Raw genomic sequence first — 14,216 nt, forward strand, 5'->3', positions numbered from 1 at the left:
CCGGCGATCGAAGAAGTCCGCTCGACTACGGAGTTTCTCGCTCGAACTGCCGTCAAGTCATCGACTGCCATGGTGACGATGCGCACCGCTCCCGAGCAACGCACAGCGGAATGATCCACAGCAAACCGTCGCAGCCGTCGCGCGTATGCCCATCCCGCCGCAATCGGCCGACGCCGGCGCGGCGCACGATCAAGCCCGTCATGCAAGGGTGCCCCCAAAATGAAAGACCCGTCCGGGGGGACAACCGGACGGGTCAAAGCCATATGGGCGCTTGGGGTGGATGGGCGCTCGCGCCTGATATAGCCGGGGAGGGATAAACCGCTCCCACACACATAAGTCGTGAGAGGAACGCGGACGTTCAAATCGCCGGCGATTTTTTTAACCTTCTCGCACCGCGGTTCCATCGCACCGTTGCCGGCGTTCAGCGTCGAAAATCACTGCGCAGCACGGCGATTTGCTACGGAATCCTCCGATGCGATCGACGGCGCAGGTTCATTCGACGTGCGGCTCACGGAAGTGTTATTGCCGTCGGCCTGCTTTGCAGGCTGCGACGGTTTGTCCGCGGCGGAAGCGACGGGAGCACTGGTCGCCGCCATCACCGCGGCAAGCGCATCCGCCTCGCCGGCGCCGAACAGATCGTCACGTCCAGGCGTCCCGAGATCACGCGCCGTGCTGGTCAGGATCCGTCGCACCTCGGCGGGCTTCAATGCCGGATTGCGTTCCAGCACCAAGGCCGCGATGCCGCTGACGAACGCGGCCGAAAACGAGGTGCCCGACATCAGCTGGTACTTGCCGTCAAGCACCGGCACGAGGAGGTCGGCGCCCGGGGCCGCCAACGCGATATGGCTGCCGCGGTTTGAGGCCGCCATCAGCCGGTCGCCGGCATCGGTACCACTCACCGCGATCACAGCGGGATTGGCGGCCGGGTACAGCGGCGGCGATGTCGCGCCGGCATTGCCGGCCGCGGCGACCAGCACGACGTCCCTCGCCGCGGCGGCGGCCACGGCGCGTCCGACAAGTGCATCCTGCGGTCCGGCAAAGCTCATATTCACGATCTGCGCGCCATGCGCCACCGCGTGGTCGAGACTCCTGAGGATCACATAGGAGGTGCTCCCGGCGCCGCCCGCGACCGCACCGAAGGCGCGGATCGCCAGGATCCGCACTTCCGGCGCGCTCCCCGTCAGCCTGACGCGCGCCGCAATCGCGCCGGCAATGGCGGTGCCGTGGGCTTGCGGGCCATCCTTGCTGCCGAGCGCATCGAACGTATCCGCGACCGTGTTCGCCAGCTCCGGATGGGAGGCATCGACACCGGAGTCGATGACGGCAATGGTGACATTCATTCCACGCGCCAGTTTGTGGGCCGCGGGCAGATGGAGCTGTGTCTGGGCATATTGCGCCGGATCGCTGCCGCCCGACGCCTTCTGGTCCTGCAGCGCGTAACGGTAGTTCGGCTGCACGGAGCGGACGCCGGCATCGCCTGCGACCTCGCGGCTCGCCGTTTCGGCCGAACGATTGCCCAAGATGCGGAACAGGCCGATCGTCGCACCCAGCAGCGCGACATTCTGCGAGGCGATCCGCCTCAACCCATGGCGGCGCGCGAGCGCATCGGCCTCCGCCTCCGTCAAGGCGCCGTCGATTTCGGCCACGAGCTCATTCGGCACGGTTCGCGTGCCGGGCGCATCCTGCGTACGCAAACGGCCGCCACCGCCGGCCCTGCCCTTCCGCGCTGCGCCCTTGCCGCTGCCGTTGCTGGCGGCCGTGCGGTCGGAGCATTGGCCGCGATCGCTGTCATCGCAATTGGCGGAGAAACGCGGCGCGGGGCGCACAGGGGGCGGCGACACGCGCGATCGTGGCCCATCGTCGGTCCACGACGTGGCCGGGCCGCGGTCCACCGACGGCGGCATGCGGCCAACCGTGCCGCCGAACCCGCCGACGGGATTGCCACCAACACGGCCCATACCGGGATTGGCCCGCTGCCCAAGCGAGACCTGTGGCGCGCCACCGATCGGCGATCGCATGAAATTCTGGGCGGAGGCGGAGCCGGCAACACAAACCAGCAACAATGCTGCGGCCGCGGCGATCACGTGGTTCGTCGATCTGGTCCGGCCGTTGGCGGCCATGGTGACCTCAACTCGGCGCAGAACCGTCAGCCGCCGATTACGGCGTTTCGACCGCGAGGCTGACGATCTTCTCCTTCTGCAAACGCGCAATCAGCGCGGCGACGCTGCTCTTGTCCATTGCGCGGAACTGCAACCGGAACATCCCGCCCTTCCCGTCGAGGATCGAGGCCTGGTAATTGTCGAGCAGCGACGTGATGTCGGCGATCCTGGCATCGGGCGTGAAGCGCACCAACAGCCGGGTCGGCGTCGCCGCCACGCTGGCACCGAGGTCGCGGGTGATCGGCGCATTGGGTGCAACGGCGCTCGGCGCGCTGCGTTGTTCGACGGCATCAAGCGAGGCGGTCTCGAACAAGGCCGGTTGGCTGCGCATCAGCACCGCGCCGATCACGCCCGCCTGCAACAACACCACGACCGCGCCGAGGCCGGACGACCAGGCCAGCGTCCGCGGCGATAATTTCGAAAAGAACTCCGAGACGGAGGCCGACATGCGTGCCCCCATCGACGGCTTGTGCTCTGGCTCGGCATCGATCGCGGCGAACAGCTTATGCATGGCGCGCGCCGAGGGCGCACCGAGGCTCTCGTTGAGGCCGATGGTCTCGGCATATTCCTCGCGGATGACGGCATATTGCCGGGCGAGCTCCGGATCGCTCGCGAGCGCGTCCTCGACGCGGCGCGTGTCACGCGCGTTCAGCGTGCCAGCCGCGTGCCAGGGCAGCAGCATCTCGATATCGTCAGGCTCTTGCACCTTTTTTCTCGCAGCCATCATGGCCAACCTCGCTCGACACCGGCTGCCTTCAGCAACTCGGCAAGTTTCTTGCGCGCATAGAACAGGCGCGTCTTCACGGTATTCTCCGGAATCCCCACGATCTCAGCGACATCTTCCACGGATTTCTCGTGATAGTAGACAAGATCGACAATTTCCCGATGTTCCGCCGATAGTCCCGTCAGGCACCTACGCAGCGTGTCACCGGTGTCCTTCTTCTGCACTACCGTTTCCGGATCGTCGGACGTGTCCTCGATCGCGTTCGCGGCCTCATCGTCCAATTCGGCGTCCTTCCTTCGCCGCAGCGAAGACAACGCCTTGAACCGGGTAATCGCCAGAAGCCAGGTCGAAACGGCGGATCGTCCCTCAAACTTGCCCGCCTGACGCCACACGTCCAGAAAGACCTCGCTGATGAGATCTTCCGCCACCTGTTCGTCCCGCACGAGCCGAAGCCCGAAGCGGTACACCCTGACATGGTGCCGCCCGTACAGCACCTGCATGGCAAGCCGGTCGCCTTGAGCGATCCGAGCGATCAGAACGTCGTCTGAAGCCGCCTGTGTCGCGCTCAATGGCCGTCTCGCAAAGTTGGTCTGAAGGGGGCGGTGCGTGGTTCGACGCGAGAGCCAAGATTCTTCACATTACGGCAATGTCCGCACTGCATGTGTGATCTATGCCACAGTCGGCGATTCAAATGAGGAAAAATCGGCCGAGACTCGATAAACGGTATCATAGTAGTGAGAACTCTCGCGGGCAGGGCACCATCGGGCGCGACCATACCAAGGCTTTATCGGCAAGCCAGCACCCTCACCAAGTCCACCACGGCGCAGGCTCCCGGCACACCGCTCCCGACCCGCTTCGGCAAACGGATTCCCCTTACGAAACAAGGGCGATGACCGGATCACACCGGGGTAGATTCGGTTCCAAAAGATACCAAACCTAAAGGCTTTCCCACGTAGATTTTCGCCGAATTTCACCAATGGCGGGACCATGGGCAGCGCTGCGTCGTCACTTCCCGGCCCGATTGCGGGCGCATCGGAAAGCGGCCGTCCCAGGCTCACGGCCGAGCGCCTGGCGCGCCGGGCCAGGCAGCGCCGCCAGATCCAGTCGATGATCGCAGCCTGCTTCGTGCTCGACGCCGTCGTGCTGCTGATCTACGCGCATGCCGGCACCACGTCCGTTTGGGTGGCGGCGGCCTACGCGCTGACCGGCCTCTGTTTGGTCGTTGTCTATGTGATGCTTTCCGAGCGCGGCTTTCACGAACGCTTCCGCGACCATTATCTGGTCGCGCCGCAATCGGCGATCAACATGGTGAACCTGCTGGTGTTCACCTACATCGCGCCGGAAGTCGGCGTGCTGTTCCTCTGCAATCTGTTCGTGGTGTTCGGCTTCGGCGCGCTGCGCACCTCGGCGCGGCAGACCGCGATCGTCTGGACCGTCATGGTGCTGGGCCTCGCCGCGCTGTTCCTCGGCACCGACAAGGCGATCGGGATGCCGACCGCGACCCGGATCGATCGCCTCGCCACCATGCTGGTGTTCGCGCTGACGATCGGGCGCTGCATGTGCCTCGGCATCTTCTCCAGCTCGATGCAGCAATCGCTGTATCAGAGCGGACTGAAGCTGAAGGAGGCCTACCGGCGCATCGAGGAGCTCGCGGAGCTCGATGAACTGACCGGCGCCTCCAATCGCCGCAGCATCATGCGCACGCTCGACGAGGAGATCGCCCGCTGCGCCCGCAACGGCAGCTCCTGCGCGGTTGCGCTGATCGACCTCGACCATTTCAAGCGCATCAACGACGTCTACGGCCATCCGATCGGCGACGAGGCGCTGCGCACCTTCGCCATCGGCATGTTCGCCAACCTCCGCAGCGTCGATCGCTTCGGCCGTTACGGCGGCGAGGAATTCCTGCTGGTGCTGCCCGACCTGTCGCAGGATCAGGCGATCCGCGCGCTCGAGCGGCTGCGCGCGATCATCGCCGATCTCGACTGGAGCGCATTCTCGCCCGGCATGCGGGTGACGATCTCCGCAGGCGTCACGACGCTCAAGCCGCGCGAAAACTCCGACACGTTACTCGCCCGCGCCGACGGCGCGCTTTACGCAGCCAAGGCCAGGGGACGCAACCGCATCGCCAGCGCCTGAGACCCTTCATTCCCTCTTCGGCGCCGGAGAAGCCGTCGCCACTGCTCCAGGACAGAGTCATGAGTTTGAAGCCCGAGACCGCCCCCGAAAGTCTGCTCGACGAGCTGCAGACGACGCTCGCGCACGGCACCGTCGCACGCCGCGTCGAGACGCTGCGCCGCGTGACCGACCTCTTCATCAACGGCTCGGTGAACTATTCCGACGAGCAGATCGTGCTGTTCGACGACGTTTTCCAATGCCTGCTCGAGCACATCGAAAACTCGGCCAAGGCGCTGCTCGCCAACCGCCTCGCCCCGATCGACACCGCGCCGCCGCAGACCATCCGCACCCTTGCCTTCGACGACCTGATCGAGGTCGCGGGCCCCGTGCTGACGCTGTCGCCGCGGCTCGACGACGACACCCTGATCGAAACGGCGCGCAGCAAGAGCCAGGCGCATCTGCTCGCGATCTCGAACCGCAAGACGCTGAGCGGTGCCGTCACCGACGTGCTGGTGCTGCGCGGCAATGACGAGGTGATCCAGAGCGCGGTCAACAATCCCGGCGCGGAGTTCACCGAGCGCGGGTTCACCCGCCTGGTCAGCCGCGCCGAGGGCGACGACAATCTGTCGACCTGCGTCGGCCTGCGCCCGAACATCCCGCGGCATCTCTATCTCAAGCTGGTTGCCAAGGCCTCGGACGCGGTCAGGCAGCGGCTCGAGGCCGCCAATCCGCAGCAGGCCAAGGAGATTCCGATCGCGGTGAAGGAAGCGACGCGACGCGCGCGCTCGGCGCCGGCCGCCGTGACGCCGGACACCGCGATCGCGCATGCCCTGGTCAAGTCGCTCTACCAGGACGGCCGGCTCGACGAATTCCAGCTCGCAGCCTTCGCCGAGGCCGGCAAGTTCGACGAGACCAATGCCTCGCTCGCCGCGCTCGCCAACGTCTCGGTCAGCGTCGCCGAGAACATGATGATCGAAACCCGCGCCGAGGGCGTCATGATCCTCGCCAAGGTCTCGGGCCTGTCATGGTCGACGGTGCGGGCGATCATCAACCTGCGCGACGACATCTCGGGCGGCGAGCCGACCGATCTGCAGGCCTGCAAGGACACCTATGAACGGCTGCGGCCGTCGACCGCGCAGCAGGTGCTGCGCTTCCATCGCATGCAGCAGTCCGCGCCCGCGGCCTAGTATCTCTGCCGTAGCCCGGATGAAGCACAGCGCAATCCGGGCTACGACGTTCTCTTCCCCTTCCCCCTGAAAGGGGGAAGGTCGGGATGGGGGTCCAGCCGCAGGCGACGCTGCTCTTGACGAGAGCTGATCCCCACCCGCTTTGCTCTGACGAGCAAAGCGACCTCCCCTTTTCAAGGGGAGGTTAGGGCTCAGCCGGATTTCGCTCCGCCCAGACTACGATTGCTCAATATCGTAGCGCCCTCGTTCCCATCAGCGCGCCGACGCTCGCGACGATCGCGGTCGCCAGCGTGTACCAGGTGGCGACGAACAGCGGCGAGTCATCGGTGCAGTGCGACGCGTAGACGGTCGCCGCGAGCCCTGCCGAGAGCAGGCCGGCTATCGCGCCGGCGACCGCCGGTCGCGCCGGCGCGCCCTGCCGCAGCCCGTACAGCGCGCCGACCAGCAGCGGCAGCGACATCGCGGGGATCGCGGTCATGCAGGCCATCGAATTCTTGCCGATCAGCCGCGTCATCATCGGCGTACGCTGCGGCATCATCATCTCGCCACTGATCGCGGCGACGAGGATGCCGGCGGGAATCAGCAGCCACCAGCCGAAGCCGCGCAGCGAAGCCTCCGGCCGCGTCAGATGCAGACTGACCGCGATCGCCGAAGCGGCGAGCGCCAGCGTCACCGCGAACTTCAGGTCGAAGAACGGATTGTGCATGGCGGTCATCACGTCGGGCCGCACGCCGAGTTCGGCGAAGAAAATCAGGAGCGAGACCGGCGCCGCCGCCAGCAGTGCCAGCATCAGCGCAAGACCGATCGGACGCGCGCGATAGGCATTGTCGGCGGCCAGGGTCCGAATGAGTTGATCGGTGTCCATGCTCATCGATCCCGTAATTTCGCGGTGAGGCTCGCAAGCCCGCGATGCAGCGCGACCCGCACCGCGCCCTCGCTCATCGAGAATTTCGCCGCGGTGTCCTTGATCGAGGCGCTGTCGACCGCGATCGATTGCAGCACCTCGCGCTGCCGCGCGGGCAACGCCTGCAGCTGGGCGCTTACCTCGCCCGGCGAGGCCGTCGGTTCCGGTGTTTCCCCGGGCAGCGTCTCGACAAAATCATCGATGTTGACGAAGATCCGCTTGCCGCGGCGGCGCAGCGCGTCGATCAGCTTGTTGCGTGCGATCGCGAACAGCCACGGCGCGAACGCCGCGCTTGTATCCCAGGTCTGTCGCTTCAAATGCACCGCCAACAAGATGTCCTGCACGATGTCCTCGGATTGATCGACCGGCTGTCCCGCGCGCGCCAGGCCGCGGCGCGCCGCGGCACGGAGTACCGGCGTGATGGCCTTGAGCAGGCGATGATACGCCGCGTCATCGCCTGAAATGGCCGACCGCATCAGGCCGGTCCATTCATCCTCACGTTCGCGCACGCAGGCTCCTGAATTGCAATTCGGCCGATCTTTCAGTTCGTTACGCGGCACACCAGACGATCACGAATTCGTGATCTCCATCCTCCGGCAAGACCGCGCCGAGGATCGGCCTCAAGAATCGCACCGGCGGGTTTCCAGACGTCACGGCTCATAACACCGATCGGTTCGACAAGCATCGGTACTGCTGCCCGCCCGATCGACCACTAGGACGAAATTGCCCAGCTTTTGCCCCCGGATGCCCGAAGATTCCCTTTTTCTGCCCCGGTGTGGACACGCAGCGGGGTCTCTTTTCGCCCTTGGGCGGGCGACATGGGGAGATCATCAAAATGAAGATCAAAGCCGGCGGGCGCTTGGCATTGATGGTTGCGACAGGACTGACAGGGCTTTTCATGGGTCTCGCCGGTCCGCTGCCGGCACATGCGGCCGGTTCGGACACATCAGCATCGAAATCCGACAGCGCAACGGCCGACAAGTCCGCGCAACAGAGCCCCCGGCATAGCCGGCGCCATGCGCGCCGCCAGTCCTCCAAAACGGCCGATAAATCCGAGAGCAAGAAGGCCACCAGCAGCGACGCCGGCAGCGTCACCTCGGCAGGCATTCCCGCCACGGTCGCAAACGCCAATGCGGAGCTGACCTCCGGCGACGACAATGCGGCGGCGACGCCGGTGAAAGCCAATGCGTTGATTGCCGCGGCCGACAAGCCCGCGGACCAGTCCGACGGTAATGTGGTCGCATCCGACCAGCTCAACGACGTCGACCGCGCCCTGCAGCAGGAGCAGCCGGCGGAACAGCCGCAGCCGGCCCAGCCGCAGACCGTCCAGCAGGAGACACCGCCTGCGCAACAGCCGGTCGCCGTGGCGGCACCCAAGCCGGCCCCGGTTCTGGCGAGCAGCGACAGCGCGAGCTGGGACCAGACCTCGCTGATCGGGAAGATCTTCATCGGCTTCGGCGCCCTGCTCACGGTGGCCTCCGCCGCGCGCATGTTCATGGCCTAGCGGAGGCACCTGCGGTGCGGCGCGGGGGGCGCCGCACCGCAGTCCAAAGCCTCGCTTCAGCCACTTGAAGCGCATCCCGTCAGCGGGCACATTGCCCGGCAAATCAGGCACGGGGTTTGCGTCCATGGCTACGTTCGAATTCATCATCGTCGAAAGCAAGGGACCGGTCGGCGTCATCACGCTGAATCGGCCGAAAATGCTGAATGCGCTCTCGTTCGGCGTGTTCCGCGAGATCGCCGCGGCGGTCGACGATCTCGAGGCCGACGACAAGATCGGCTGTATCCTGATCACCGGCAGCGAGAAGGCCTTCGCGGCCGGCGCCGACATCAAGGAGATGCAGCCGAAGGGCTTCATCGACATGTTCAACAGCGACTTCACCGCGATCGGCGGCGACCGCGTCGCCCGTTGCCGCAAGCCGACCATTGCCGCGGTCGCGGGCTATGCGCTCGGCGGCGGCTGCGAGCTCGCGATGATGTGCGACATCATCATCGCCGCCGACACCGCCAAGTTCGGCCAGCCGGAAATCACCCTCGGCACCATTCCCGGCATCGGCGGCACACAGCGCCTGACCCGCGCGATCGGCAAGTCGAAGGCGATGGATCTCTGCCTGACCGGGCGGATGATGGATGCGGCGGAAGCGGAACGCTCGGGCCTCGTGTCGCGGATCGTGCCGGCCGACAAGCTGCTCGAGGAGGCGCTCGCGGCGGCCGAGAAGATCGCCTCGATGTCGCGCCCGGCGGTCGCGATGGCCAAGGAAGCCGTCAACCGCGCGTTCGAAACGCCGCTCGCGGAAGGCATGAATGTCGAGCGCAACCTGTTCCACTCGACCTTCGCGCTCGAGGATCGCTCCGAGGGCATGGCGGCGTTCATCGAGAAGCGCAAGCCGGTCAACAAGAACCGCTAAAGCATGATCCGGAAAAGTGCGAAGCGGTTTTCCGGACAAGATCATGCGCAGACAACAGGCTAAAGCGCGATGATCTCATCGCGCTTTAGCCCTTCGGCTCCGTTGCAAGGCCGCGGTGACGAGCGCGCGATAGGCGCGCTCGGCGAAATGCGTCGGCTTGTCGAGACCGAGCCGCGCCAGGCATTCGCGGTCGGCGGCCTCGGGCGGATGCCGCATGCCCTGCCACAGCAGGCCGGCGAGTTGCAGCGGCGTGTGCTGCGCCTGCTGCAAGATCTGCAAGGCCGGAATCAGGCGCTGCTCGACATCGGTGAAGTCGCTGCCGAACGGGAATGACGGCAGCAGCCCGGCGTCGCGCGCGGGCTTCAGCGCAGCACCGATGCGCTCGGGATAATTTTCGCGATACGCCGCGGGAATCTCGTGGCTGCGCGGCAGCTTGCCGGCGTCCTTGGCCTGCCGCATCAATTCGCCCTGGAAGCGGGAGTCCGACACCTTCAGCATCGCGGCGATCACGTCGGCATCGGATTTCCCCCTGACGTCGGCGACGCCATATTCCGTGACAAAGACATCGCGCAGATGCCGCGGGATGGTCTCATGTCCATAGGACCAGCGGATGTTCGACTGCGCCTTCCTGCCGGACTGACGGGTCGCCTCCAGCGCCAGCACCGAACGTGCGCCCTCGAGCGCGAATGCCTGCGCCACAAAATTATACTGGCCGCCGACCCCGCTCACGACCTGGCCGTTCTCGAGACCGTCCGAGATCGCAGCGCCGAGCAGCGTCGCCATCATCGCATTGTTGACGAAGCGCGCATCGACCCGGGCGCGACGCTTGCCGTCTTCGTCGCCGAAGATCTCGTTGGTGAAGGAAACCGGCATCATCTGGATTCGCGCCAACTGCTCCGGTGCCATCTCGCGCAGCGCCCGGTAGAATGATGGCGGGCCCAGGAAGAATGCGCCGTGCAGGATCACGCCGCCAACGTCGCGCTTGAGGATGCCGGCGTCGATCAGCCCGAGGAACGCCTCGAACAGCATCTCGCTGACGCCGTAGAGACCCTTTTCGAACGACCCGGTCTCGGCCGCGGCGAGTTGCCCGGTACCGGGCGCAAGGCGCTGCATGATGCCGTGGAATTCGGCGTTGTCGCGATGGCGGACCACGAGCCCCTGCGCCAGCGCGTCGCCGACCTGCCCGATGCCGATCTGCAGCGTGCCGCCGTCGCGCACCAGACCGGCGGCGTGCAAGCCGATCGCATATTTGGTGTCGCTGATCGGCTCGGACGGCGGCGCGAACAGCGGGAAATCGGTCTCGGGACTGTCGAGCACCGCGGCGAATTCGTCCGCCGGCAGGTCGCCGGCGCCGGGCATGAACGGCAGCTCGGAATTGACCTGGCCGATTAGCTTGAACGACGCCCGCCCCTGCGCACGGGCGCGCAGCACGTCGAGCGTGGTGTCGGTGTTGCAGCTCAGGCTGTAGCGCGGCGCACCGTCGACCACGCGCTTGGCAACGAGCTGAGGCACGACATCAGTCCGCGCGACAACAAATATGACGCCGCGTGGGTGTAGTTGGCGGAAATGTAGTGCTGTTGTGCGAATGGCTGGTGCAGCCACTGCCCCGCGAGGAAGAAGAACTCGATCACCTTGACGTTGGGCGGAAGTGCGCCGTGATGCAGCGCGTCCGCGTAGACGAGATCCGGATAGCCGCCGAACAGGCGATCGATCACCGGTCCGATGAAGCGCCGTTCGAGCAGGCTCTTCGGCTTCGGCTTTTCCAGCGTCAGCGCGGAGAACAGCGTCAGGTTGATGGAGCGGTCGGCCACTGCTCGCGCATACAGCGCGTTGACGATGTGGTTGGCCTTGCCGAGGCCGAGCGGCAGCCCGACCACCAGTTCGGTTCCGACGTCACGAATGATGTGCTCCGCGATCGCCTCGGGGTCGGAGAACAATATGGGCATCAGCAATGGACCCGGAGGAGACAGTGGATAACCGGCGTCGTTGAATCGACGGCCAGCGGTTCAAACTTATACTTCATATGACCGATACGTGCGCCTGTGACGAACCGGCAACAGACAAGAACTGAAATGATGTGCAGATGTCGCGCGGCGGTTTGTCTGTGGCGGCACCGCCCCGTAAACAGGTAGATGTGTCGGCGGCGTCGGCGGGGGCGCACTGCCGGGGTTTTTGGTTTGCGGGATCACATGGTTGAGCGTGCCGCGAGGGTCGGCGATGTTGCGAGGCGCGTGCTTTTGTCGGGCATCGGCCTTGGCGTGCTGGCATGCGCGCTGCTGACGGAGACAGCGGCCCGCGCCGAGAGCCTGCCGGAAGCCCTGGTCAAGGCATATCAGACCAATCCGCAACTCAATGCCGAGCGGGCTCGCCAGCGGGCGACCGACGAGAACGTGCCGCAGGCGCTGGCCGGCTACCGTCCCCAGATCATCGCCGGCCTGTCGGTCGGCCTGCAGGCGGTGCGCGACCAGCTGCCCGGCAATGTGATCCAGACCGCAACGCTGAAGCCGTGGCAGATCGGCGTCACGGTGACGCAGACCCTGTTCAACGGCTTCAAGACCGCCAACAGCGTCCGCGCCGCCGAGTTGCAGGTGCAATCCGGCCGCGAGGCGCTGCGCAATGTCGGCCAGGGCGTGCTGCTGGATGCCGTCACCGTCTACACCAATGTGCTGGCCAACCAGACCCTGGTCGAGGCGCAGCGCGCCAACGTCGCCTTCCTGAAGGAGACCCGGGCAATCACCGAACGACGCCTCAATGCCGGCGACGTGACGCCGACCGATACCGCCCAGGCCGAGGCACGGCTCAACCGCGGCCTCGCCGACCTCAACGCCGCCGAGGTCAATTTCGCGGTCAGCCAGGCCACCTATGCGCAGGTGGTCGGCACTGCGCCATCCCAGTTGCGTCCGGCCGAGACCATCGACCGGCTGCTGCCACGCAGCCGCGAGGATGCTATCGCGCTCTCGCTCCGCGAGCATCCCGCCGTCACCGCGGCAGGCTTCGACGTCGACGTCGCCTCGACCTCGATCCGCGTCGCCGAAAGCAGCCTGATGCCGAATGTCTCGGTGCAGGGCAGCGTCAGCCGCAGCCGCGACACCGACACCACGCTCGGCAGCTTCGGCACCGATCAAGCCTCGGTGATCGGCCAGGTCACCCAGCCGATCTATGACGGCGGCACCGCCGCATCGCAGACCCGGCAGGCCAAGGAAGTCGCGGCGCAGAGCCGGCTGGTGCTGGATAAGGTTCGCAATCAGGCCAAGACCGCCGTAGTCAGCGCGTGGGTTGCCAATGAAGGCGCCAAGATCGCGGTGTCGGCCTCGGAGTCCGAGATGAAGGCCGCGGAAGTTGCGCTCGCCGGCGTGCAGAAGGAAGCCGCGGGCGGCCAGCGCACCACGGTCGACGTGCTCAACGCACAGCAGGATCTGATCACCGCGCGGGCACGGCTGATCGGTGCGCAGCGCGACCGCGTGATCGCCTCCTACACGCTGCTCAGCGCGACCGGACGGCTCGACGTCAAGACGCTGAACCTGAAGACGCCGGACTATCTGCCCGAGGTGCATTACCATCAGGTGCGCGACGCCTGGCACGGCCTGCGCACGCCGTCGGGACAATAGGCATTGCGGAACCGTTCGCACCGCGAACTGGCCCTTCCCGCCCGCTCTCTCCGCCGATAACCTCCGCCCCCGCCGGCAACCCATAATGCCGGCGCGCGTATGACGCGCATAACAGCCGAGCACGCAGGGAGACGTCCAATGCTGACGCGACGCGATATGATGCTGGCTTCCATCGCAGCCGGAGTGACCATGACCAGCAGCAACGCATTTTCCAAGGCAGCGCAACCATCGACCGCGGTGAATTTCGACGTGCCTGCCGGGGCGTGCGACTGCCACACCCACATCCATGGCGACCCCGAGAAATTCCCGTTCTTCGCCGGCCGCGTCTACACGCCGGAACCGGCCTCGCCGGAGGAGATGAGCGCGCTGCACAAGGCGCTCCATGTCGAGCGCGTGGTGATCGTGACGCCGAGCGTCTACGGCCCCGACAATTCGTCGACCCTGTTCGGCATCACGGCCCGCGGGCCGACCGCGCGCGGCGTCGCCGTGATCGACGACAAGACCAGCGAGAGCGATCTCGATGCCATGAACAAGGCCGGCTTCCGCGGCATCCGCCTCAACCTCGCGACCGGCGGCGTCAACGATCCCAATGTCGGCCGGCAGCGCTTCTCGGCCGCGATCGAGCGGATGAAGGCGCGCGGCTGGCATGTGCAGCTGTTCACCAGTCTCGCCATGATCTCCGCGATCAAGGACCTCGTCGCCACAGCGCCGGTGCCGGTCGTGTTCGACCATTTCGGCGGCGCCGAAGCCGCACTCGGCACAGGCCAGCCGGGATTTGCCGACCTGCTCGCACTGGTCAAGTCCGGCAAGGCCTATGTCAAGATTTCCGGCGCCTACCGCGCCTCCAAGCTCGCGCCCGATTATGCCGACGCCACGCCGCTGGCGCAGGCGCTGATCGCGGCCAATGCCGAGCGCATCGTCTGGGGCACCGACTGGCCGCACCCGGATTCGGTGACGCCGCAAGGCAGGAAGGTCACCGACGTGACGCCGCTGTATCAGATCGACGACGGTCGCCTCCTCAACCAGCTTCCGGTCTGGGCGCCGGATGCCGCGATCCGCAAGGCGATCCTGGTCGACAACCCGGCACGGCTCTACGGCTTCACCTGATTCC

Annotated in this window: 11 protein-coding genes and 1 pseudogene; 6 read left to right on the plus strand and 6 right to left on the minus strand. The window is 66.0% G+C overall.

The genetic code is table 11. The features are described from left to right. Positions 1-434: 434 nt before the first annotated feature. Genes PMN64_RS13625 through PMN64_RS13635 form a run of 3 tightly spaced genes read right to left on the minus strand, consistent with a single transcriptional unit; the run spans position 435 to position 3,452 of the window. A complete protein-coding gene (locus tag PMN64_RS13625) occupies positions 435-2,120 on the minus strand; it encodes a S8 family serine peptidase (protein ID WP_411781050.1) in 1,686 nt (561 codons plus the stop codon). 37 nt (positions 2,121-2,157) lie between these two features. After that, positions 2,158-2,886 carry a hypothetical protein gene (locus tag PMN64_RS13630; RefSeq protein ID WP_411781051.1) on the minus strand — a complete coding sequence of 243 codons (729 nt, stop codon included), beginning with the start codon at positions 2,884-2,886 and terminating at the stop codon, positions 2,158-2,160. Beyond that, positions 2,883-3,452, minus strand: coding sequence for a sigma-70 family RNA polymerase sigma factor (locus PMN64_RS13635; RefSeq protein ID WP_016843228.1), 570 nt, complete (start codon positions 3,450-3,452; stop codon positions 2,883-2,885). Before PMN64_RS13635 ends, PMN64_RS13630 begins: the two co-directional genes overlap by 4 nt. Before the next feature lie 418 nt (positions 3,453-3,870). Between PMN64_RS13635 and PMN64_RS13640 the strand changes: the two genes are divergently transcribed. Further along, complete coding sequence (locus tag PMN64_RS13640) at positions 3,871-5,019, plus strand: GGDEF domain-containing protein (RefSeq protein WP_411781052.1); 1,149 nt, start codon at positions 3,871-3,873, stop codon at positions 5,017-5,019. Between the two features lie 59 nt (positions 5,020-5,078). Then, on the plus strand, positions 5,079-6,185 hold the full coding sequence (locus tag PMN64_RS13645) for a DUF2336 domain-containing protein (protein ID WP_411781053.1): 1,107 nt from the start codon (positions 5,079-5,081) through the stop codon (positions 6,183-6,185). A gap of 226 nt (positions 6,186-6,411) precedes the next feature. Here PMN64_RS13645 and PMN64_RS13650 read toward each other — a convergent pair whose 3' ends face one another. Further along, entirely contained in the window at positions 6,412-7,050 is a 639-nt protein-coding gene (locus tag PMN64_RS13650) for an NrsF family protein (RefSeq protein ID WP_411781054.1), read from the minus strand. Between the two features lie 2 nt (positions 7,051-7,052). Further along, the gene (locus PMN64_RS13655) at positions 7,053-7,598 is read right to left on the minus strand and encodes a sigma-70 family RNA polymerase sigma factor (RefSeq protein WP_411781055.1); all 546 of its coding nucleotides are present in this window, start codon (positions 7,596-7,598) and stop codon (positions 7,053-7,055) included. A 326-nt stretch (positions 7,599-7,924) separates the two neighbouring features. Between PMN64_RS13655 and PMN64_RS13660 the strand changes: the two genes are divergently transcribed. Then, positions 7,925-8,593 carry a hypothetical protein gene (locus tag PMN64_RS13660; RefSeq protein WP_411781056.1) on the plus strand — a complete coding sequence of 223 codons (669 nt, stop codon included), beginning with the start codon at positions 7,925-7,927 and terminating at the stop codon, positions 8,591-8,593. A 124-nt stretch (positions 8,594-8,717) separates the two neighbouring features. Then, positions 8,718-9,497, plus strand: a complete 780-nt coding sequence (locus tag PMN64_RS13665) for an enoyl-CoA hydratase (RefSeq protein ID WP_016843234.1) — start codon at positions 8,718-8,720, stop codon at positions 9,495-9,497. Positions 9,498-9,572: 75 nt separating this feature from the next. Here the strand turns inward: PMN64_RS13665 and PMN64_RS13670 are convergent. Then, a pseudogene (locus PMN64_RS13670) lies at positions 9,573-11,443 on the minus strand (acetyl-CoA hydrolase/transferase C-terminal domain-containing protein). A gap of 243 nt (positions 11,444-11,686) precedes the next feature. Between PMN64_RS13670 and PMN64_RS13675 the strand changes: the two are divergent. After that, positions 11,687-13,105, plus strand: a complete 1,419-nt coding sequence (locus tag PMN64_RS13675) for a TolC family outer membrane protein (RefSeq protein ID WP_411781057.1) — start codon at positions 11,687-11,689, stop codon at positions 13,103-13,105. A 138-nt stretch (positions 13,106-13,243) separates the two neighbouring features. Continuing rightward, entirely contained in the window at positions 13,244-14,212 is a 969-nt protein-coding gene (locus PMN64_RS13680; protein ID WP_411781058.1) for an amidohydrolase family protein, read from the plus strand. Positions 14,213-14,216: the final 4 nt, after the last annotated feature.

Origin of the sequence: Bradyrhizobium sp. UFLA01-814, assembly GCF_046718885.1 — a bacterium.
GTDB classification, from domain to species: domain Bacteria; phylum Pseudomonadota; class Alphaproteobacteria; order Rhizobiales; family Xanthobacteraceae; genus Bradyrhizobium; species Bradyrhizobium elkanii.

Excerpts from the sequence above, each read along its gene's own strand:
- PMN64_RS13640 (WP_411781052.1), top strand. The coding sequence starts at position 3,871 with ATGGGCAGCGCTGCGTCGTCACTTCCCGGCCCGATTGCGGGCGCATCG.
- PMN64_RS13645 (WP_411781053.1), top strand. The coding sequence starts at position 5,079 with ATGAGTTTGAAGCCCGAGACCGCCCCCGAAAGTCTGCTCGACGAGCTG.
- PMN64_RS13625 (WP_411781050.1), bottom strand. The coding sequence starts at position 2,120 with ATGGCCGCCAACGGCCGGACCAGATCGACGAACCACGTGATCGCCGCG.
- PMN64_RS13650 (WP_411781054.1), bottom strand. The coding sequence starts at position 7,050 with ATGGACACCGATCAACTCATTCGGACCCTGGCCGCCGACAATGCCTAT.
- PMN64_RS13660 (WP_411781056.1), top strand. The coding sequence starts at position 7,925 with ATGAAGATCAAAGCCGGCGGGCGCTTGGCATTGATGGTTGCGACAGGA.
- PMN64_RS13680 (WP_411781058.1), top strand. The coding sequence starts at position 13,244 with ATGCTGACGCGACGCGATATGATGCTGGCTTCCATCGCAGCCGGAGTG.
- PMN64_RS13630 (WP_411781051.1), bottom strand. The coding sequence starts at position 2,886 with ATGATGGCTGCGAGAAAAAAGGTGCAAGAGCCTGACGATATCGAGATG.
- PMN64_RS13665 (WP_016843234.1), top strand. The coding sequence starts at position 8,718 with ATGGCTACGTTCGAATTCATCATCGTCGAAAGCAAGGGACCGGTCGGC.
- PMN64_RS13675 (WP_411781057.1), top strand. The coding sequence starts at position 11,687 with ATGGTTGAGCGTGCCGCGAGGGTCGGCGATGTTGCGAGGCGCGTGCTT.